The organism is Streptococcus viridans, from assembly GCF_900636365.1.
GTDB lineage: Bacteria > Bacillota > Bacilli > Lactobacillales > Streptococcaceae > Streptococcus > Streptococcus viridans_A.
Window position 1 is genome coordinate 1,977,973 of the sequence record NZ_LR134266.1, and the last position, 20,603, is coordinate 1,998,575.

The window sequence follows — 20,603 nt, forward strand, 5'->3', positions numbered from 1 at the left end:
GTTACAGTTAGTTATAATTTATGTTACAAAGGTTACAAAATCATGTATTTTTCATGCAAAAAACGCTATAAATAGCGTTTTTCTTCATTTTTTTAGAAAAATTCCCCTATATGTAGTGGTGGTATTCTAATATTTCAACCAAAAAATGATAGCACCAACTGCTACTACAGACAGAATCGCTACACTATCTAAGGCTTGCCATTTTAACTGCCTATAACGGCTTCTTCCCTCTCCACTTTTATAACCTCTTGCCTCCATGGCAATTGCAAGAGCATCTGCACGTTTAAAACTTGATGCAAACAAGGGAATTAAAATCGGTATAAAAGAGCGGATCTTCTGAAGGAGATTCCCTTCTCCAAAATCAACCCCTCTAGCTCTCTGTGCATTCATAATGCGAATCGTATCATCCATTAGAGTGGGGACGAAACGAAGGCTCATAGACAACATGAGTCCAATTTCATGAGCAGGAACTTTGATGATTTTAAATGGAGTTAACAACTTTTCTACGGCATCTGCTAAGCTTAAGGGCGTTGTTGTCAGTGTTAAAATCGTTGAAAATACAACAATGAGAATAAAACGACAAAAGATCACACCCGCTTGAGCAAGTCCTTTATCCGTTACAGTCAAAAAATAAAATTGAACTAAAGTCTTACCGCCAGTCGTCGCAAACAACTGAAAGAGTGTGGTGAAAGCAATGATAAAAACCATCGATTTCAGGCCATTAATAAAAAAACGGAAGGGGATCTTGGCACTCAAAATCAACGCAAAGGCCAATAAAAATAACAGGACATTCGTCAACACATTATTGGCCCAAAACAAAATAACAATTAACAAGAAAAGTCCTAGTAACTTCGCCCTTGGATCCATACGATGGAGAATGGAATTACCTGGTACATATCGTCCTAAAATCATACTATTCATGTCCAATTAACTCCTTAAACTCCTGTAAAGTGATTGGTAAAGTTGGCAAAGATAGTCCTTTTTGACGTAAGCGCCAAGCAAATTTCGTCACTTTCGGTACACCTAATTGTATGTTTTCTAATCCTTCTACATCCTGAAATACATCCCTTGGATGCCCAGACCTCACCATTCGTCCTTTTTCCAAAACATAAACAAGATTTGCGTATTCTGCCACATCTTCCATAGAATGACTAACAAGAACGATGGTCATCCCAGCTTGATGAAGTGACGCAAATAGCTTCATTAATTCCCGTCTACCTGACGGATCCAAACCAGCTGTCGGCTCGTCCAAGACCAAAATTTCAGGTTCCATCGCTAAAATGCCTGCAATAGCGACCCGTCTCATTTGCCCTCCAGACAATTCAAAGGGACTCCGTTCAAACAACTCTTCAGAAAGACCGACTAAGCGTAATTTTTCCTTAGCAATGCTCTCAGCTGATTCTTGGTCTACTCCAAAATTTTGAGGCCCAAATGCGACATCTTTTACAACAGTCTCAGCAAAGAGTTGACTTTCTGGAAATTGAAAGACGAGACCCACTTTTTTCCGAAGATCCTTTAGCTCTTTTTGAGAAGACTCAGAACTAATGCGCATATCATTCATTTGCACTTCCCCTCGACTGGGCAAAAGCAAACCATTTAATAATTGAAGGATGGTTGATTTTCCACTTCCAGTATGCCCAATTAGAGCTGTATAAGAACCGCTTGGGATTTCTATATTCACATCAAAAAGAACCGCTCCTTCAAAAGGAGTACCTTCTTGATAGGTATAACTAAGCTGTTTTAAAGCAATTCCCATAATAGTTTCTCTAGCTCTCCTTCAGTCTGATAGGTTTCTCCAACTGGAAAACCTTTTTGATGTAACATGCTGCGCAATCGATTGGCGAAAGGTTCTTCTAGTCCTATTTCATCCAGATCATCTCGAGAAAAGAGTTCTCTTGGAGTCAGATCCAAGGTCGCTTTTCCTTTTTCAAAAAGAATAACCCGATCACTTAGGGAAACTTCCTCTAAATCATGGGTAATAGAAATAACCGTTAACCCATATCGTTCTTTAACTTCTCGAACTGTACGAATTAGTTCTAGACGCCCTTCAGGATCCAACATACTGGTCGCTTCATCTAAAATGATGATTTTAGGTCGTAAAGCAATAATCCCGGCAATGGCCACTCGTTGCTTTTGTCCACCGGATAACCTAGCGGGTTCTCGATCTTTGAACTCATCCATGCGGACCATCTTCAAAGCTTCGTCTACTCGTTGCACCATTTCATCTCTTGGAATTCCTTGGTTCTCCAACCCAAACGCCACATCATCTTCAACTGTAGCCCCAACAAACTGGTTATCTGGATTCTGGAAAACCATGCCAATCTCACTACGTTTATCCCAAACATTTTCAGGAGTTAACAAATCTCCAGAAATATAGATTTGACCAGATTCCGGTTCCAACAAGCCATCAATCAAGCGGACCACTGTTGATTTACCACTTCCGTTATGTCCAATAATGGATAACCATTCACCATGTTTCACGTGAAACGAAATATCATTTAACTGATGGTTCTCATCTGTTTTTTGGTATTTAAATGTAAGATTTCGAACTTCTATAATATTATTCATTTATCTAAAGGTATCTTTAAAGAGGTAGGCACTGCCTTTAAAGTATTCATATCCAGAATAGACTGTAAAGATTAGCGCAACATAAAGCGTAATTTGGCCCAATAAATCCCAATGAAAGAGAAGGAAAATAATGGCAAACATTTGTGAGAAGGTTTTAATTTTCCCAGGCATCGCTGCTGGCAAAACAACTCCTCCTGTTTCAACCAATAACAGACGGAGGCCAGTAACAGCTAATTCACGGCAAATAATAACTGCTGTAATCCAAGCCGGAACCATCTTTAATTCAATCATCATGATAAAGGCAGACATGACAAGAAGCTTATCAGCCATAGGATCCGCAAATTTTCCAAAGTTACTAACAACTTTCCATTTACGAGCTAAATAACCGTCCAAATAATCGGTGATACTAGCAACTGCAAAGACAATAGCTGCTGCTACATGCCAACCATAACCTTTACCAAATATTAGCATCAAAATAAAAATAGGAATAAACACAATTCGAATCAGTGTTAAGGCATTTGGGATATTTTCTTTTTTCATTCTAGTCTCCTTACTAGTTTACATGATCATTTACATCTAATTGACAAAATCAACGTCGATTTAATTCGACAAAAACATCATTCCACTATTATCCCGTTATTTAGGGAAAATGATAAAGTCCGTCATATCACAAGCATTGACAAAATCTCGCCCAACCTTTACAACATCTTGTAAAGAAATACTCTGTAAAATTTTTGGAAGATCAAATAGATTTTCACCTGTCTCAATTGGATTAAATTGAGTCGCAATATAATCCAAGGAATTCAAACCGTGTAGAAAATCTCCAAACATTTCACTTTTAATCGTATCCAAATGCTCTTGGGTCACATCAGGGTCTTTCTCAAAATTCTTAATGGCCGTTCTGAACTGATGGGATATACTAACAGGTTCCGAGGTGTCCATCGTTAACATCACAAAGTGAAACGAAGACTCTACTTCAATTTCTAGTGTCAAGGAGTTGTCAAGTTTACCAACTTCATAAAGTGACTGAAATCGTTTAGATGTCCACCCAAACATCATAGCAAACAATAATTTGAGGATAATCTTATAGCGATACTGGTAAAGAGGAGGAATCTGATTTCTTCCACGAATGCCAATTGCTAATTTCGGTGAAGCAACTTCCATCCGACTTGTCTCATTTTGAACAACTGGATTTAAGTCCACGGGTGAGATATGAGGAAGAGGTTTTGAAGAGGTCTTCATCTCAAATTCAGAAACAAGATTAACAAGACTGTCAAGGTCAAAATTTCCGACAACCACTAGCTGCATATTAGATGGTTGGTAGAAATAATCGAAATTATCCTGTAAACTTTTTTCATCAATTTGGGAGAGAGAAGATACAGTACCTGCAATATCTTGGGCCAAGGGTGTATCTGGATAGAGATTTGCCAACGCCCTAAAGAATAATTGGTAGTCAGGACTATCTTGGTACATTTCGATCTCTTGTTGAATAATCAATTGTTCCTTCTTTAGAGAATCCTTTGAGAGATGAAGAGATTGTGTCATCTCCAGTAACAATCTCAGATTTTCATTGACATTCGAGGTGGTCGAAAAGAGATAGCTAGTTTGTGTAAAGCTAGTAAAGGCATTACTTTCAGCTCCCAGCTTTACAAAATGCTGTAAATAATCTTGACCGTCTTGATCTTCAAATAATTTATGTTCAAGAAAATGTGCAATCCCTGCTGGAAATTCTTTTATTCCCTCTACTCCATCTACTGTAAATCTTGTGTCAATAGAACCGAATTTAGTAGAAATGATTGCATAGCTTTCATTAAAATCCGCTTTTGGAATTAAATATAACTTCAATCCATTTTGGAGACTTGTCTGATAAACACATTCTCCAACAGCTGGATAATCTATTTTCTCCAAATCTTTCTTTATCATTCTCTTCCTTCCATAAAATAGACCGCTTGTAATTTGAGTGATTTGGCAACAGCCATAATTTCTTCTTTCGTCACCAGTTGAATAGCTTGGATCCAATCATCAATTGACAAGAACTGTTTTCCTAAAATAGAGTGTAAATAAGCTCTTTCAATCAAGGTGCCAGGTCGATCCTGCGACAATTTTGCAGCATTTATAATCATTTCTTTTGTCAAGCGCAGCTCTTCACTTGTAAACTTCCCTCTCTTCAAGTCACTCACTTGACGGCTCATCAGGGTCATGGTCCGGGTTCGATTTTTTCGATCAATCCCCGCATAGATCCGCATAAAATGAGAAAAAATATCAAAATGGCTAGAGATGGTATAAGCCAACCCTTCTTTTTCTCGAATGACTGTAAACAATTTCGAGTGAGAGAAAGCGCCCAGTAAACCATTTAAAACAATCAAAGCAAAATGCTCTTTTTCTCCATACTGAACAGGAAAATGATAACCTAACTCTAAAATAGATTGATGAGTTTCTCTTTGCTCAAGTCCTTCTCTGACAACATTTGAAAAAGATTGGGCATAAAAAAGATTGACATAAGATTTACGAGGTTGTAAACCAAATTCACTAATCTTTTCAATGACCGCTAGTTCATTGAAATCACCCATAAAGAAAAAGTCAATCAGATTTGTTTGAAGCATTTCTTGAAATGCTTGATAAGCTGACCCTTCATCCTCGTTCTGAATCTGCTGGACACTTCCATACTTGCTTAGTTTCATATCAGCTTGATCATAAAACAACCGATTCAATTGTTGGTGGGCATAATAATAATGATTTTCAATTTCTGCTTCTAGTTCTGTAATGAGATTTTTTTTCTCTACTGAAAAAGTTTCTGAATGAAAAGAGCCATCTTCTGCAAGAGGAGCATTCAGAGATACCTTTAATAAATCCAACATCTGATCTGTCAAGACATTTTTCTTGCTCAAAAAAGCATCACGGACATAAGATAAATTAATATCAATGTAGTGCATTTGACCGCGTTTTGAAACAGAAGTAGAAAAATTTGCTCCATACAAGTTCGCCAACTGCTCTCTAAATTGCTGTGAAGTTGGGTAAAGTTGATTGGCTGTTTCGATCATGCGTGAGGCTAGAACTCGTCCTGCTATTGTTTCTTCAGAAAGAGGGGCCGAGAACCGCACTTTTATCTCATTGGTCTTAAATTTTTCTGATTTCATAAAATGGATTCGAACACCAGTAACTAATTCCATCGTCATCCTCGTTCTAACAAATATTACTCTTCATTATATCATGAAATCCCCGTAAAATCTTTCCCAGACAGATTAAAAAACGTTTACACTAACTCGCCCTATTTTAGGTTTTTCATCCTTTTGTGGTATAATAACTATCATTGAGGTGAACTGTGAACTATGAACTATAAACTTTTTGATGAATTTATCACACTACAAGCTCTATTTAAAGAACTGGGAATCATCCAAAGCGGTGGAGCTATCAAAGCCTTTTTACATGAAAATCAAGTAGAGGTCAATGGAGAAGTGGAAACCAGAAGAGGACGTAAGTTACGAGTCGGAGATACAATCGAAGTAATTGGTGAGAAGGAAGTCATAACACTGACAGAACCTAGTCCAGAAGAAATTGAAGACTACCAAGCGGACAAGCTAGAAAAAGAACGCGTTGCTCAATTAGTGAAGAAATTAAATAAAGAACAGAAACAAAATAAAGATTCTAAACCTAAAAAAGAAGAGAATAAGCGGAAGCCTGTTCGTTTCCCAGGAACATAATATGTGGCTTAAATCCATACACATTCAGAAATTTCGAAATTACAAAGAAGTAAATCTTCAATTCCACTCTCGTTTGAATATTTTCTTAGGCCAAAATGCTCAAGGAAAAACCAATCTCCTCGAATCCATCTACTTTTTAGCCTTGACCCGCAGCCATCGGACCCGTTCCGATAAAGATCTAATTCATTTTCAAGAGGAACAATTTACTGTTTCAGGGGTCCTAGAAAAAAAGACCGGCTCAATCCCTTTAGAAATTTCTTTATCCTCAAAAGGACGAGTCACTAAAGTAAACCACTTAAAACAAAGCAAGTTATCAACCTATATCGGTAACATGAATGTGGTTCTCTTTGCTCCAGAGGATTTACAACTTGTTAAAGGCTCACCCGCTCTTCGCCGCAAGTTTATTGATATTGATTTAGGCCAGATGAAACCTGTCTATCTATCGGATTTAACAGCTTATCATCATGTTTTAAAGCAGCGAAACAGTTACTTAAAAACATCCAACACAGTAGACCCAACCTTTTTAGATGTTTTGGATGAGCAATTAGCAGATTATGGTAGCCGGGTCTGCATCCATCGGAAAGATTTTCTTAAAAAATTAGAAGACTTTGGGCAAGAGAAACATTTTGAAATTTCCAATCAAACTGAAAAACTATCTATTCGGTATGATTCCTCCATTCCTTTTCAAGATGAGGAGACACTTCGCCAAACCTTTATCACCTTGCTTCGAGAAAATCGGACAAAAGATCTCATCAAAAAAACAACCAGTGTTGGTCCTCACCGAGATGACATTAGCTTTTACATCAATGATATGAATGCGACTTTTGGTAGCCAAGGGCAGCACCGCAGTGTTGTTCTTTCCTTAAAATTGGCAGAGATTTCATTAATTGAATCCTTGACAAATGAAAAGCCGATTTTACTCTTAGACGATGTTATGAGTGAACTTGACAACAATCGTCAACTACATTTACTAGAAGTTATCTCTCGTGACATCCAAACGTTTATTACAACTACAACTCTAGACCACCTAAAAGACTTGCCTGAGGACTTAAAAATCTTCAATATCCAATCAGGTCAAGTTGACGAATAATTAACAAAGTTGTCAATTTTGATTGACAACTTTTTGACACAATAAAAGTGTGAAATCATAAGATTTCACACTTTTATTTTTTTATTGAACAGAGTAGTTTGGTGCTTCATTGGTAATTTGGACATCGTGTGGGTGGCTTTCTTTCAAACCTGCCCCAGACATTTCAACAAATTGTGCATTTTCATGCAATTCTTGAAGGTTGGCAGCTCCAACATAGCCCATACCAGAACGGATACCACCAATCATTTGGAAGACGATATCGGCTGCTGAACCCTTATAAGCAACCCGACCTTCGATTCCTTCTGGCACCAATTTGTTGGCTTCATTAACAGAACCTTGGAAGTAGCGGTCGCTTGAACCTTTTTTCATTGCTGCAATAGATCCCATACCACGATAAGTCTTGAACTTACGTCCTTGGAAGATTTCAGTTTCACCTGGTGCTTCATCTGTTCCTGCAAACATAGATCCAAGCATGACTGCATGACCACCAGCAGCAAGGGCTTTTACAATATCTCCAGAATACTTGATCCCACCGTCAGCAATGATTGTTTTCCCATATTCACGCGCAACAGCAGCTGCGTCATAAATCGCTGTAACTTGAGGAACTCCGACACCAGCAATCACACGAGTTGTACAGATTGAACCAGGTCCAATCCCTACCTTAACCACGTCAACACCTGCATCATAGAGAGCACGCGCTCCCTCAGCTGTAGCAATATTACCTGCAATCAAGGTGCGATCTGGGAAATGAGCGCGAATTTCAGCGATTTTACGAAGAACACCTGCAGAATGACCATGGGCTGTATCGATGACAATGGCATCCGCACCAGCTTCAAACAATGCTTCCGCACGCTCAAAAGTGTCAGATGTAACTCCGACAGCACCTGCTACTAAAAGACGACCAAATTCGTCTTTCGCTGCATTTGGAAACTCGATAACTTTTTCAATATCCTTAATGGTAATCAAACCTGACAAACGACCATTTTCATCCACCAACGGTAATTTTTCAATACGGTGTTCTTGAAGGATTCGTTCAGCTGTTTCTAAATCTGTACCAACTGGTGCAGTTACTAGATTTTCACTAGTCATATGATTTGAAATTGGTTGATCATAATCAGAAATAAAACGTAGGTCACGGTTGGTCAAAATCCCAACTAGTTTACGATTTTCCAAGGTTTCAACCACAGGTACACCACTGATCCGGTAACGTCCCATAAGTTCGTCTGCCTCAGCAATGGTATGTTCAGGTGTTAAGAAAAATGGGTCAATGATAACGCCGTTTTCAGAGCGTTTTACTTTACGAACTTCATCTGCTTGTTGGGCAATGGACATATTTTTATGAATAACCCCAAGTCCTCCAGCACGGGCAATGGCAATAGCCATTTGGCTTTCAGTGACTGTATCCATCGCAGCTGTGATGATTGGGATATTCAACACAAGGTTATCCGCCAATTTTGTACGAAGATCTGCATCGTTTGGTAATACATGACTTTCAGCTGGAATGAGCAATACATCATCGAAGGTATAACCTTTTTTCAAAAATTTAGTGTCCCAATTTGACATTCCCATTTTCCTCTTTTCTTTCTTTTTGAGCCAAGCTCGTCTTTTTTGATTGATAATATCATACCATTCTAATATAATTTGTCAATCATTTGTACAATATTTCAAAAAGAGGTGTTGGAACCTCTTTTGAATCAGTTATTTTATTGGATCATCTCAAAATCAAGAGCTTACTTGAAATAGTTTAATCCCATAGCAGATTTGACTTGATCAAGCGTTTCTGCTGCAACCGAACGGGCTACTTCACTACCTTTTTGAAGCATATCATAAACTTGTCCCATATCTTTAGCAAATTCAATCCGTCGTTCGCGAATAGGTCCCAACTCTCTTTCAAGAATCTCTAACAAATAGCGTTTGGTTTTAACATCTCCTAAACCACCCCGTTGGTAATGGTCTTTCATTTCTTGAATGGTCGCTTGATCTTCTTCTTTTCCAAACACATCCAAATAATGGAAAACCATATTTCCTTCGATTTTCCCTGGATCTTCGACACGAATATGCTCAGGATCTGTATACATACTCATGACCTTTTTCTTCAAGGTGTCCATATCATCGGCTAAATAAATACCATTTCCAAGAGATTTAGACATCTTAGCATTCCCATCCAAGCCAGGCAAACGACCCGCGGCCTCATTTTCTGGGAAAATTCCTTCCGGTTCAACCAAAACATCGCAATGATACGCATGATTAAAAGAACGAACAATTTCACGAGTTTGCTCAATCATGGGCTTTTGATCAGTTCCAACAGGCACGAGATTGGCTTTAAAAGCGGTAATATCTGCAGCTTGGGAAACAGGATAAACCAAGAAACCAGATGGAATAGACTCTCCGAATCCTTTTTGGGCAATTTCTGTCTTAACGGTTGGGTTTCGTTCCAAACGTGAAACAGAGACCAAATTCATGTAATACATGGTCAATTCCGCTAGCTCAGGGATTTGACTTTGAATAAAAATAGTTGATTTCTTTGGATCTAAACCAGCTGCTAAATAATCTAGAGCAACATTTCCAATAGACTCAACAATGGTTTGTGGATCTTTAGCATGATCCGTTAGGGCTTGCTGATCGGCTAAAAAGACAAACATCTGGTACTTGTCTTCATTTTGCATAAGAACTCGATTCTTCAACGAACCGACATAGTGTCCAATATGGAGTTTCCCAGTTGGGCGATCTCCAGTTAAAATAATCGGCTTGGTCATTTTTCTTCCTCCCTGAAGTACAAAATAAAAGCCCACGCATAGCAAAAACTATGCGAGGGCGTCTGAGACACGGTGCCACCTCACTTAGAACAGCATATGCTGTTCTCTCTGACTCATCACAAATGAGTTGCACATAAGGCCTGCTAGCCGAATCTCTATTGGTTAAGATTCTATTTGAACATCAGTCCATTTCATTCTGTTTCGTTGCTTATTTTCAGCAACCATAAGCTCTCTAAAAAACGAATACAGATTACTCTTCTGATTGCTTTTCATTATATAATGACATCAAAGGAAAGTCAAGCTCTTCAACCTTTTCTACAGACTAAATGACTTCCTCCAATGTATAAGGGTATTCATTGAAAAATCAAGCGTTTTCTAGTAAAATAGGCTTATATAGACAGAAAAAGAGGAGAACAATACGTGCTAACAGTTACAGACGTCTCACTACGTTTTAGTGATCGTAAACTTTTTGATGATGTCAACATCAAATTTACAGAAGGAAATACCTATGGTTTGATTGGGGCCAATGGTGCTGGAAAATCAACCTTTTTAAAAATCTTAGCTGGGGATATTGAACCGACAACTGGTCATATTTCTCTTGGACCAGACGAACGTCTTTCTGTTCTTCGTCAAAATCACTTTGACTACGAAGATGAGCGTGCCATTGATGTCGTTATCATGGGAAATGAAAAACTTTATAGCATCATGAAGGAAAAAGATGCTATCTATATGAAGGAAGATTTTTCAGATGAAGACGGTGTCCGCGCAGCAGAACTTGAAGGAGAATTCGCTGAACTAGGTGGTTGGGAAGCGGAAAGTGAAGCTTCACAACTCCTCCAAAATCTGAATATTCCAGAAGAGCTCCACTACCAAAATATGAGTGAACTAGCAAATGGAGATAAAGTGAAAGTCCTCCTAGCCAAAGCTCTCTTTGGTAAACCAGACGTCCTTCTTTTGGACGAGCCGACCAACGGTCTTGATATTCAATCTATTACCTGGTTAGAAGATTTCTTGATTGATTTCGAGAATACCGTTATCGTTGTATCCCACGACCGTCACTTCTTGAATAAAGTATGTACCCACATGGCCGACCTAGACTTTGGAAAAATCAAACTCTATGTTGGTAACTATGATTTCTGGAAAGAATCATCTGAGCTAGCTGCCAAGTTGTTAGCAGACCGGAATGCCAAAGCAGAAGAAAAAATCAAACAATTACAAGAATTTGTGGCTCGTTTCTCTGCTAATGCGTCAAAATCAAAACAGGCAACTTCGCGTAAAAAGATGCTTGACAAGATTCAGTTAGAAGAAATTGTCCCATCTAGCCGAAAATACCCATTTATCAGCTTTAAAGCGGAGCGAGAAATTGGGAATGATCTGTTGACAGTAGAGAACTTATCTGTAAAGATTGACGGTGAAACTATTCTTGACAACATCAGCTTCATCTTACGTCCAGGTGACAAGACAGCTCTTATCGGACAAAACGACATCCAAACAACTGCCTTGATCCGCGCTATTATGGGTGAAATCGAATATGAAGGAACTGTCAAGTGGGGAGTTACAACGAGTCGCTCTTACTTACCAAAAGACAATTCAGCTGACTTTGCAGGTGGCGAGTCAATTCTTGACTGGCTCCGTCAATTCGCAAGTAAAGAAGAAGATGACAATACCTTCCTTCGTGGTTTCCTCGGACGCATGCTCTTTTCTGGAGACGAGGTTAACAAGCCTGTCAACGTCTTGTCAGGGGGAGAAAAAGTGCGCGTGATGCTTTCAAAACTCATGCTTTTGAAGTCAAACGTTCTTGTACTTGACGATCCTACAAATCACTTGGATTTGGAATCTATTTCAAGCTTGAACGATGGATTGAAAAACTTCAAAGAATCGATTATCTTTGCCAGTCACGACCATGAGTTTATTCAAACTCTTGCCAACCATATCATTGTTCTTTCAAAAAATGGTGTCATTGACCGGATTGATGAAACCTATGATGAATTCTTAGAAAACCAAGAAGTTCAAGCAAAAGTTAAAGAACTTTGGAAAGACTAAGAAATCACTCCAAAGAATCAAAAACCCTGAAACCCTTGTTTCAGGGTCTTTCAATAGACTATATGAAATTTAAAAAATATCTATCACACCCCATCATTGTTTACTTTACAGCTTTTTTACTTCCCTTTACAATCTTATTTTTCGTCTATCTCAGTCAGGGTATTTATTGGGGGAGTGAAACTTCTCCTTTATTAGGTGATGGCTTTCATCAATACGTTATTTTCGACGTTACCTTACGAAATATTTTACACGGAACCGACAGCCTCCTTTACAGCTTTACAAGTGGACTCGGCTTAAATTTTTACGCTCTTTCCAGCTATTACTTAGGAAGTTTTCTATCTCCCTTTGTCTTCTTCTTTGACAGTTTATCCATGGTTGATTCCGTCTATCTCTTTACACTGATAAAAATAGGCTTGATTGGGTTGTCAACTTATTATTCCATTAAGGGAATCTATCCTAAACTCCAGCAATTCTTGATTCTTTCACTGTCAACTTTGTTTGCGTTAATGAGTTTCTCCATCAGTCAGATTGAAATCAAAACCTGGCTCGATGTCTTCATTTTAGCTCCGCTCATTCTCTTAGGTTTACACCGTTTGATGATTCAAAAGAAGCGCGTTCTCTACTTTACAAGCTTGACTATCCTCTTCATCCAAAATTATTATTTTGGATTTATGATGGCTCTTTTCTTAACTTTATGGTATTTTACTCAGCTTTCCTGGGACTTTAAAGAAAGAAAATCTTCTTTCTTAGACTTTACAATTGTGTCAATTTTAGCAGGAGTTACTAGCTTGATCATGATTTACCCCACCATATTGGATTTACGAACTCATGGGGAAAATTTTACAAAGATTACAAGAACCTTTACAGAAAATAGTTGGTACTTAGACGTTTTTGCAAAGAATTTAATTGGTAGTTTTGATACAACAAAATATGGGGCTATCCCTATGATCTATGTTGGTCTATTTCCATTCTTACTTGCCTTTCTATTTTTCTTTGTCAAATCGATTCGGTTTCACGTGAAACTAGCATATTTGACCTTATTAGTCATTCTTATTGCAAGTTTCTATTTACAAGCTTTGGATTTATTCTGGCAGGGAATGCATGCTCCTAATATGTTTCTTCACCGTTATGCCTGGCTCTTTTCATTGACTATTTTGTTCATGGCAGCAGAGGTCCTCAATCGGATAAAAGAAATCAATTGGCAACGACTCTGCCTAGCTGTTAGTTTGCTTAGTATTGGTTTTATCCTCACCTTTCTCTATCGCAAGCACTATCCTTTCTTGACAAGCAGTCATTATGTATTGACACTAGAATTTCTTCTTGTATTCTTTACTGTGACACTTGCCTTTACAGTTCGTAAACTTTCTCATCCCATTTTTTCTGCTGTTATTCTTTTCTTCTGTTTGTTTGAAATTAGTATAAACAGCTATTATCAGATCGATGGGATTGCAAATGAATGGGTATTTGCAGCTCGTTCTTCTTACCAAGGAAAGATTCCAGCAATTGATAAATTGACATCAAGTTTACAGGATGATCAAGAATTTTACCGAACAGAGATTCTCCAACCTCAAACAGGTAATGACAGCATGAAATACAATTTTAGAGGGATCTCCCAGTTTTCATCTGTCAGAAATACAGATACCAGTTCGACCCTAGATAAACTCGGTTTTAAATCAGATGGAACCAACTTGAACTTGCGCTATCAAAACAATACTTTACTAATGGACAGTCTGTTCGGGATCAAATACAATATTTCAGATAGGAATCCTCAAAAGTTTGCTTTTCATAAATTGGAAACGCAAGGAAATCAGACTTTGTATCAAAATGAAAAAGCTCTTTCACTAGCATTTTTAACCGCAAGTCCCTACAAGGATATCCAATTTTCTAATCTAACCTTGGATAACCAAAAGAACTTTCTCAATCATCTAACGGGTCAATCGTTGACTTACTATCAGCGATTACATCCACTGAAAACTGGTGCAGATGATCCTTCTCAAGGTCCTCAGAAAGCTAAAGTTGAAGCAGATAGTTTTCTGACCTATGCCAGTATCGAATATGAGCTCTACATTCAAAACGATAGTCAACTTTACGTGAACCTTCCTTCTTTAGAATTTGAAAATGAAGATTATACAGATGTTGAGATCATTACGAATGGCCAAGTCAACCGCTATACAACAGACAATGTATTTCCATTCTTCACCATTGGTCACTTTACAGCAGGAGAAACTGTTAAGGTTCGAATTGCCTTCCCTGAAAATTCTACAGTAACCTTCCAAAATCCAGAATTTTTTGCTTTGAACCTTCAAGCCTACCAGGAAGCCTTTGAAAGGTTGCACCAACAAGAAGTTCATGTGCAAACCAAAGGAAATACCGTCACTGCAGATTTTACAACAGACCACCATACAAGTCTCTTTTTCACCCTTCCTTATGATAAAGGGTGGACAGCGACGATTAATGATCAACCTGTCCCTATTCGAAGGGTTCAAAAAGGATTTATGGCTGTTGATGTCCCTAAAGGAAAAGGACAGGTTGTTCTACAGTTCATACCACATGGGTTAAAAGAAGGAACCATCGCTTTCCTACTCGGAATTCTTTCCTTCGCTTGCTACAATGCTATTCGAAATAAATCTCAATCCTCAAAAAATCAGTAAATTTGCATCATAAAGAGCCCCTTCAGTTGGAAGGGGCTCTTATTTTATACAAAAAAAGCATCCCTTAGGATGCTAGTTTAGCTCCGCCAGTAGGACTCGAACCTACGACATCATGATTAACAGTCATGCGCTACTACCAACTGAGCTATGGCGGAATGAGATATAGTCCGTACGGGATTCGAACCCGTGTTACCGCCGTGAAAAGGCGGTGTCTTAACCCCTTGACCAACGGACCATGTCATTAACAGAACATATCCCATTATACCATCGATTCAAAAATTGTCAAGCCTTTTTCTGTATTTTATTTAATAATTCTTCGACCCTTTTCACCTGTGTACGAGAAACAGGGCAAGTTGTCTCCTCTTCTAACATCAAGAGTCTCTTGCGACGATCAAAACTGACAATCATTCTTTGATTCACTAGATAAGACTGATTAGGACTGAAGAAATGATTGTCCACATCTTTTTCAAGTATATCCTTGATAGTCCCTAAAAATTCCTTTTGAAAATTCTTTCCAACAAGTCGCAATTTGTGGGAAACTCCAGTTGTTTCAATGTACAATATATCTCGATATGGCACTCGAATTTCCATATTTTTGAAACTATACTCAAAGAAATCAACGATATTTTTATTTTCAATCACATTCTTCTTCAAGTAAAGAATGCATTCTCGAATTTTTTCTTTAAACAAGTTTTCATTCAAGGTTTTTTCAATAAATTCAAGAGCTGATACCTTGTAACGATAAGTAATGGTAGCAAATTCCGATTTCGTCGTAATAAAGGCAATGATGGCAAAAGGATTGACCTCGCGAATCATTTGAGCTGCCTTGATGCCAGCTTTTTCATCCCCTTTGATATCAATATCAAGGAAGAAAAGCTGATGAAAATCACCATTGGTTAGGTATTCCTTTAATTCAGTTATTTTACTGGTGGAAACAATATTTAATCGTAGTCCTTCCTCCTCAGCGATAGCTTTCACATGTTTCTCTACTCGAACTTGTTGAGAAATTTCGTCCTCTAGCAATACAATATTCATCTATCTTCCTTTCTCTCCAATAACTAAGCTCTGCGTAAATTTTCCATTGATCAATTCTGTCTCTAGAAAAATAGCAGCATATTCTCCAATAAGCTCTTTTACAATCGCAAGGCCCATTCCTCTACGATCCCCTTTAGTTGAAAATCCCTTTTCATAGAGCTTGTTCCAATTAATCGGTTCATCAGAAATAGAGTTCTTTATGATCAGATGCACTCCATTTGGCATATTAAAAACCGCTATTTGAACTTCTTTTTCTTGACTCATCTTAGCTGCTTCAATAGCATTATTGACTAAAATTCCGACGGTTCGTACAAGATCCAATAATCTCATGGGAACCTTTTCAATAACGTCTTCTGTTTCAAAAGTTAGTTTGACACCCATTTCCTCTGCATAGATCCATCCCCTACTTAGGATGCTTCTCAAAGCAGAATCTCGAATATTTCCTAGGTCAAATCCTGTATATTCTTCTTTTTGGAGTTGGCCGTAGCATTCTTCAAGAACATCTCTTTGAATTCGTTTAATATCCTCAATATTTTCTTCCTCAATCGCTAAATTTAAGGAAGTGATAATATTGCCAAAATCATGACGAAAACCTTTTAATTCTAAATAGAGGCCTTGAATTTTATTCATATACTGCTCCATTTGGCGCTGTTCAAACCTCTTTTGCTTCAACTCCATTTTCTTTTCATAACGATCTCGAACCGTCTTCATTTGAACCATGGTTCCGATAAAGATCAAGAAACAAATCGTTGCTACCATACTACCAAAACTATTGAAATGACCAATATCACTTATCCAATGAGAAGCATTCAATACTAAGGTTAAAATAAGATAACTAACAATCAATTCCTGAACAAATTTCTTAAAAACCCGCTCTTTAAAATAAAGAAGATTCACTTCGAGAGTTGTTAATATCTTCATAATTAAAATAAGTGAAATAATTCGGATAGTTAAAAAATAATAGTCAGAGTATTGGTGAATCATACTATCGCCAAAAACAGAAGAAGTGATTACAGATAAAAATGTATCTGTACTTTCAACTGCTAGATAAATGATGAATGAGTAAAGACCCGCTATCTGACGTTGAAGATTACAAATAAAATAGTAATAAAGATACAGAAATAGTGGCCATAGACACAACATTAGATAATCAATATTTAAATCAAAGTAATCTAAGAACATTGTAGTCACAAATACAACAATAATTCCTAATCCTAAAATAAAACTATGACTGTACTTGTTAAGCTTTTGATCAATTTTTAAAAAAGATAAAATAATTATAAAAACTGTTAATAATAAAACTAGCGTATTTAGAAACATCAGTTTCCTCTCTTACCAAAAATATTTCCAATTAATTCAGATAAATTATTCTTTCTCCGTATATCCCCTCCACAAATTTGCTGCAGTTCTTTTTCTGTAAGAACTTTAAATGCCTTAGAAACTGTTGATGGATTGTTTTTCATAAAAAAATCTCCTTATAATTTATTTGATCATTAAATTATTAAATTTAAAATACATAAATTTTAGTAAAAAATCAAAGACTTTTTTAACATTTCCGCTATTTGGTTCATTTTTACAGCTATTTGGTACGAAAAATCTAGTTTTTGCAATTTTTTTATCCCATCTGTTTAGAAAAACTCTAGTTTTTTAAAAAACTAAGTAATAAAAAAACGTGATTTGTATAAAAATCACGTTTTTTTATTTTGATCCCAGCAGGATTCGAACCTGCGACCGTTCGCTTAGAAGGCGAATGCTCTATCCAGCTGAGCTATGAGACCAGATGTCTTCTTATTCTATCAGAAAATAGGAGGAGCGTCAAGATTCATTTATGGTAGGGACTTCCCTGTTGAATCATAAATGCCCGATAGATTTGTTCGATTAAAACAAGCTTCATCAATTGATGGGGAAGGGTTAACTTTCCAAAACTCATAAGTAAATTTGCTCGTTTTTTAACTGCTGGGGACAAGCCTAGGCTCCCTCCAATCACGAAGGTAATTTCAGAATACCCTCGTACAGTAACCTCTTCTAAGGTTTGACTAAACTTCTCAGATGGAAATTGTTGTCCTTCAATTGCTAAGGCAATCACATACTCACGATCTCCAACTTTAGCTAAAATACGATTTCCTTCTTTTTCAAGGATTTGCTGATTTTCTAAGTCACTGGCCCGATCTGGAGTTTTCTCATCCAGCAATTCTACCATTTCTACCTTCGTAAATCGACTCAAGCGTTTAGTATATTCGGCAATCCCATCTTTTAAATACTTTTCTTTTAATTTTCCAACCGTTACAATCTTAATTTTCATATTCATATTCTAACACAAATAAACTTATACACAAGTCTTCAATAAATAGGCTTGAATCTATCTTACAAAAAATGGCTCTATACTCACGTTTTTCACACTTATACACAGTTTTCCACAACTTGTGGAAAAAAATTCCATTTTAAGTTATAATTAAGAAACCAGGTCTATACTTTTCCATAATTGGAACAAATAGGAGAAAACTATGAAACAACCATCAAATTTTCTAAAAAAAGCTTTGCAACTTTTGCTTGTTCTTGTCATTGGGTTTACTGGAGGAATCTTAGGAACCTTAACCTCTTTCCAGTTTACCAAAGGGAATTCTACAAATTCTAGCCAAGAAATAAAATCTACCATAGTCAATCGTGCTTATAAGAATACAACATCAACTAGTGAAGCCGTTGATAAGGTTAAAAATGCTGTTGTTTCTGTTATTACCTACGCTGAAACCTCTGAAAAAGGCTTCATCAATGGAGAAACAGATACTGATCCAGAAGTAGCTAGTGAAGGTTCAGGTGTTATCTATAAAAAAGATGGGAAAGACGCTTATGTAGTAACCAATGCTCACGTGTTAATGGGAGCAACAGAAGCAGATATTCTCTTTGCAGACGGAAATAAAGTTTCCGGAGAAGTTGTTGGTTCAGATACCTTCTCAGATATTGCGGTTGTCAAAATCAGTTCAGACAATGTTACGACCGTGGCTGAATTTGGAGATTCATCTAAGTTGACTGTCGGAGAGACCGCAATCGCTATTGGTAGTCCTTTAGGGACAAAATTTGCCAATTCCGTTACCCAAGGGATTGTCTCTAGTCTCGGACGTACTGTGAAGCTCAAATCAGAAGACGGCCAAAATGTGTCTACAAAAGCGTTGCAAACGGACGCTGCCATCAACCCAGGAAATTCTGGTGGTCCCCTTATCAATATTCAGGGACAAGTCATCGGAATTACCTCAAGTAAAATCTCTTCAAATGGGCAAACTGCGGTTGAAGGAATGGGATTTGCTATTCCTGTAAATGATGTGCAAAATATTATTGAACATTTAGAAAAAGATGGTAAAGTCATTCGTCCAGCTCTTGGAATTACCATGATGGACCTGGCTAGCCTATCCTCTTCTGATCTTAGCCAATTAGACATTCCAAGCAAACTCAAAGGTGGGGTTCTTGTCCGCTCAGTTGAAAATGATATGCCGGCATCCAAGTATTTACGTCGATTAGATATCATTACAAAAATCGATGATACAACCATTGAATCAACTGCGGATTTACAATCTGCCCTCTATTCTCATCAAATTGGTGATAAAATCAAAGTTATTTTCTATAGAGATGGTAAGCAAAAAACAGCGACCATTGAGCTGACAAAATCTACAGAAAATCTTGGAAATTAAGTAAATTTACAACAGTGTCAACACACCTTTACGAAATTGTAAAGGTGTGTTATGCTATATACAACATGGAAAAAATTGATATTATTGACGTAAAGCAAATACGAACCAATCCTTTTCAACCTCGTCAAACCTTTGTACAAGAGAAATTAGAAGAACTCGCAGCCTCAATCAAAGAAAATGGATTAATCCAACCCATTATTGTTCGAAAATCTCCGATTGTTGGTTATGAACTACTTGCTGGAGAAAGACGCTACCGAGCAGCTCAAATAGCTGGTTTCAAAGAAATCCCAGCGATTATAAGAGAATTATCAGATGATGACATGATTAAACAAGCCATTATCGAAAATTTACAAAGAGAAGATTTGAATCCAATTGAAGAGGCCGAATCCTACCAACATCTTATTGATAAAGGGGCTACCCATGAAGAAATTGCTCAATTTATGGGAAAATCTCGGCCTTACATCAGCAACATGGTCCGGTTGCTTCATCTCTCACCAGCTGTCAAAGAAGCAATCAAAAACGAGCAAATTTCACAAGGACATGCCCGCATTTTAGTTCCCTTAAAGGAAGATCTACAAATCTATTGGCTGGAACGAATTCTGAAAGAAGGACTAAGCGTTCGTAGTTTGGAAGAAAAGGTTGGTCAAAAAAAGAAAAGGCCAAGTAAAAAAGAGAAAGAACTCTTTTTAGCACAGGAAGAAAATAGACTAAAAAAGATTCTAGGAACCGAAGTAGAAATCCATCTGACGAAACAAGAAAAAGGCAGTATCCATATTTCATTTAACAACCTTGATGAATACCAACGAATTATTAACAGTCTCAAATGAGGCTGTTATTTTTTATAGAACAATTAACAGATTTATCCACTTATTTAAAACTCTTCCATACTTGATATTCCTACTTTATTCTATCTTATCCCCAACTTGTGGAAAACTTCTACACACATTGGGGATAACTATTCACATATTGTGGAAAAAACTCTTTTTTATTCCCTCAGAACAAGTTGTGGAAAACTCCCTCCTTTTATGATAAAATAAGAAAAACATAGCAAGTAAAAATGAATAGGAGGGCGATAA

Annotated in this window: 18 protein-coding genes, 3 tRNA genes and 1 other annotated feature; of the genes, 6 read left to right on the plus strand and 15 right to left on the minus strand. The window is 37.3% G+C overall.

Features of this window, described 5'->3' with window-relative positions:
• Positions 1-126: 126 nt before the first annotated feature.
• From EL081_RS09900 to yfmF, 6 genes are all read right to left on the minus strand, one after another.
• A complete protein-coding gene (locus EL081_RS09900) occupies positions 127-921 on the minus strand; it encodes an energy-coupling factor transporter transmembrane component T family protein (protein ID WP_126405008.1) in 795 nt (264 codons plus the stop codon).
• Complete coding sequence (locus EL081_RS09905) at positions 914-1,756, minus strand: energy-coupling factor transporter ATPase (protein WP_126405009.1); 843 nt, start codon at positions 1,754-1,756, stop codon at positions 914-916. Before EL081_RS09905 ends, EL081_RS09900 begins: the two co-directional genes overlap by 8 nt.
• Entirely contained in the window at positions 1,741-2,568 is an 828-nt protein-coding gene (locus EL081_RS09910) for an energy-coupling factor ABC transporter ATP-binding protein (RefSeq protein ID WP_006595344.1), read from the minus strand. The genes EL081_RS09905 and EL081_RS09910 overlap by 16 nt, the downstream gene beginning before the upstream one ends.
• On the minus strand, positions 2,569-3,108 hold the full coding sequence (gene pgsA / locus EL081_RS09915; RefSeq protein WP_006595343.1) for a CDP-diacylglycerol--glycerol-3-phosphate 3-phosphatidyltransferase: 540 nt from the start codon (positions 3,106-3,108) through the stop codon (positions 2,569-2,571). It lies immediately after the preceding gene.
• 96 nt (positions 3,109-3,204) lie between these two features.
• A complete protein-coding gene (gene yfmH, locus EL081_RS09920) occupies positions 3,205-4,491 on the minus strand; it encodes an EF-P 5-aminopentanol modification-associated protein YfmH (protein WP_126405010.1) in 1,287 nt (428 codons plus the stop codon).
• Positions 4,488-5,738, minus strand: a complete 1,251-nt coding sequence (gene yfmF, locus EL081_RS09925) for an EF-P 5-aminopentanol modification-associated protein YfmF (RefSeq protein ID WP_126405011.1) — start codon at positions 5,736-5,738, stop codon at positions 4,488-4,490. The genes yfmH and yfmF overlap by 4 nt, the downstream gene beginning before the upstream one ends.
• A 159-nt stretch (positions 5,739-5,897) precedes the next feature.
• On the opposite strand from yfmF, the gene yaaA reads away from it, so the two are divergent.
• Entirely contained in the window at positions 5,898-6,269 is a 372-nt protein-coding gene (gene yaaA / locus EL081_RS09930; RefSeq protein ID WP_126405012.1) for a S4 domain-containing protein YaaA, read from the plus strand.
• Position 6,270: 1 nt separating this feature from the next.
• On the plus strand, positions 6,271-7,359 hold the full coding sequence (recF, locus tag EL081_RS09935; RefSeq protein WP_126405013.1) for a DNA replication/repair protein RecF: 1,089 nt from the start codon (positions 6,271-6,273) through the stop codon (positions 7,357-7,359).
• Positions 7,360-7,440: 81 nt separating this feature from the next.
• Here the strand turns inward: recF and guaB are convergent, their stop codons facing one another.
• On the minus strand, positions 7,441-8,922 hold the full coding sequence (gene guaB, locus EL081_RS09940) for an IMP dehydrogenase (protein ID WP_048691005.1): 1,482 nt from the start codon (positions 8,920-8,922) through the stop codon (positions 7,441-7,443).
• A gap of 167 nt (positions 8,923-9,089) precedes the next feature.
• Positions 9,090-10,115, minus strand: a complete 1,026-nt coding sequence (trpS, locus tag EL081_RS09945; RefSeq protein ID WP_048691007.1) for a tryptophan--tRNA ligase — start codon at positions 10,113-10,115, stop codon at positions 9,090-9,092.
• Positions 10,116-10,166: 51 nt separating this feature from the next.
• Positions 10,167-10,392 (minus strand) — a binding site (T-box leader).
• 143 nt (positions 10,393-10,535) lie between these two features.
• Here trpS and EL081_RS09950 point away from each other — a divergent pair.
• Together EL081_RS09950 and EL081_RS09955 are read left to right on the plus strand one after the other, a co-directional pair.
• Complete coding sequence (locus tag EL081_RS09950) at positions 10,536-12,158, plus strand: ATP-binding cassette domain-containing protein (RefSeq protein WP_006595336.1); 1,623 nt, start codon at positions 10,536-10,538, stop codon at positions 12,156-12,158.
• Between the two features lie 62 nt (positions 12,159-12,220).
• Positions 12,221-14,809: a YfhO family protein gene (locus tag EL081_RS09955; RefSeq protein ID WP_126405014.1), complete on the plus strand. Its 2,589-nt coding sequence runs from the start codon at positions 12,221-12,223 to the stop codon at positions 14,807-14,809.
• Positions 14,810-14,890: 81 nt separating this feature from the next.
• Here EL081_RS09955 and EL081_RS09960 read toward each other — a convergent pair.
• From EL081_RS09960 to rlmH, 7 genes are all read right to left on the minus strand, one after another.
• Positions 14,891-14,964, minus strand: a tRNA-Asn gene (locus tag EL081_RS09960).
• A gap of 8 nt (positions 14,965-14,972) precedes the next feature.
• Positions 14,973-15,044 (minus strand) — tRNA-Glu (locus EL081_RS09965).
• Between the two features lie 47 nt (positions 15,045-15,091).
• Positions 15,092-15,844, minus strand: a complete 753-nt coding sequence (locus EL081_RS09970; protein ID WP_126405015.1) for a response regulator transcription factor — start codon at positions 15,842-15,844, stop codon at positions 15,092-15,094.
• Positions 15,845-17,164: a sensor histidine kinase gene (locus EL081_RS10180; RefSeq protein WP_232011417.1), complete on the minus strand. Its 1,320-nt coding sequence runs from the start codon at positions 17,162-17,164 to the stop codon at positions 15,845-15,847.
• Positions 17,164-17,307 carry a bacteriocin gene (locus EL081_RS09980; RefSeq protein WP_126405016.1) on the minus strand — a complete coding sequence of 48 codons (144 nt, stop codon included), beginning with the start codon at positions 17,305-17,307 and terminating at the stop codon, positions 17,164-17,166. Before EL081_RS09980 ends, EL081_RS10180 begins: the two co-directional genes overlap by 1 nt.
• A 241-nt stretch (positions 17,308-17,548) precedes the next feature.
• Positions 17,549-17,622, minus strand: a tRNA-Arg gene (locus tag EL081_RS09985).
• Positions 17,623-17,666: 44 nt separating this feature from the next.
• Complete coding sequence (rlmH, locus tag EL081_RS09990) at positions 17,667-18,146, minus strand: 23S rRNA (pseudouridine(1915)-N(3))-methyltransferase RlmH (RefSeq protein WP_126405017.1); 480 nt, start codon at positions 18,144-18,146, stop codon at positions 17,667-17,669.
• A gap of 202 nt (positions 18,147-18,348) precedes the next feature.
• On the opposite strand from rlmH, the gene EL081_RS09995 reads away from it, so the two are divergent.
• Positions 18,349-19,527, plus strand: a complete 1,179-nt coding sequence (locus EL081_RS09995) for a S1C family serine protease (protein ID WP_126405018.1) — start codon at positions 18,349-18,351, stop codon at positions 19,525-19,527.
• Between the two features lie 65 nt (positions 19,528-19,592).
• Positions 19,593-20,354, plus strand: coding sequence for a ParB/RepB/Spo0J family partition protein (locus EL081_RS10000; protein WP_126405019.1), 762 nt, complete (start codon positions 19,593-19,595; stop codon positions 20,352-20,354).
• Positions 20,355-20,603 lie beyond the last annotated feature (249 nt).

What these genes read in the sequence shown, in the direction of transcription:
- EL081_RS09900 (WP_126405008.1), bottom strand. Translation starts at nt 921, where the DNA reads ATGAATAGTATGATTTTAGGACGATATGTACCAGGTAATTCCATTCTC.
- EL081_RS09905 (WP_126405009.1), bottom strand. Translation starts at nt 1,756, where the DNA reads ATGGGAATTGCTTTAAAACAGCTTAGTTATACCTATCAAGAAGGTACT.
- EL081_RS09910 (WP_006595344.1), bottom strand. Translation starts at nt 2,568, where the DNA reads ATGAATAATATTATAGAAGTTCGAAATCTTACATTTAAATACCAAAAA.
- pgsA (WP_006595343.1), bottom strand. Translation starts at nt 3,108, where the DNA reads ATGAAAAAAGAAAATATCCCAAATGCCTTAACACTGATTCGAATTGTG.
- yfmH (WP_126405010.1), bottom strand. Translation starts at nt 4,491, where the DNA reads ATGATAAAGAAAGATTTGGAGAAAATAGATTATCCAGCTGTTGGAGAA.
- yfmF (WP_126405011.1), bottom strand. Translation starts at nt 5,738, where the DNA reads ATGGAATTAGTTACTGGTGTTCGAATCCATTTTATGAAATCAGAAAAA.
- yaaA (WP_126405012.1), top strand. Translation starts at nt 5,898, where the DNA reads ATGAACTATAAACTTTTTGATGAATTTATCACACTACAAGCTCTATTT.
- recF (WP_126405013.1), top strand. Translation starts at nt 6,271, where the DNA reads ATGTGGCTTAAATCCATACACATTCAGAAATTTCGAAATTACAAAGAA.
- guaB (WP_048691005.1), bottom strand. Translation starts at nt 8,922, where the DNA reads ATGTCAAATTGGGACACTAAATTTTTGAAAAAAGGTTATACCTTCGAT.
- trpS (WP_048691007.1), bottom strand. Translation starts at nt 10,115, where the DNA reads ATGACCAAGCCGATTATTTTAACTGGAGATCGCCCAACTGGGAAACTC.
- EL081_RS09955 (WP_126405014.1), top strand. Translation starts at nt 12,221, where the DNA reads ATGAAATTTAAAAAATATCTATCACACCCCATCATTGTTTACTTTACA.
- EL081_RS09970 (WP_126405015.1), bottom strand. Translation starts at nt 15,844, where the DNA reads ATGAATATTGTATTGCTAGAGGACGAAATTTCTCAACAAGTTCGAGTA.
- EL081_RS10180 (WP_232011417.1), bottom strand. Translation starts at nt 17,164, where the DNA reads ATGTTTCTAAATACGCTAGTTTTATTATTAACAGTTTTTATAATTATT.
- EL081_RS09980 (WP_126405016.1), bottom strand. Translation starts at nt 17,307, where the DNA reads ATGAAAAACAATCCATCAACAGTTTCTAAGGCATTTAAAGTTCTTACA.
- rlmH (WP_126405017.1), bottom strand. Translation starts at nt 18,146, where the DNA reads ATGAAAATTAAGATTGTAACGGTTGGAAAATTAAAAGAAAAGTATTTA.
- EL081_RS09995 (WP_126405018.1), top strand. Translation starts at nt 18,349, where the DNA reads ATGAAACAACCATCAAATTTTCTAAAAAAAGCTTTGCAACTTTTGCTT.
- EL081_RS10000 (WP_126405019.1), top strand. Translation starts at nt 19,593, where the DNA reads ATGGAAAAAATTGATATTATTGACGTAAAGCAAATACGAACCAATCCT.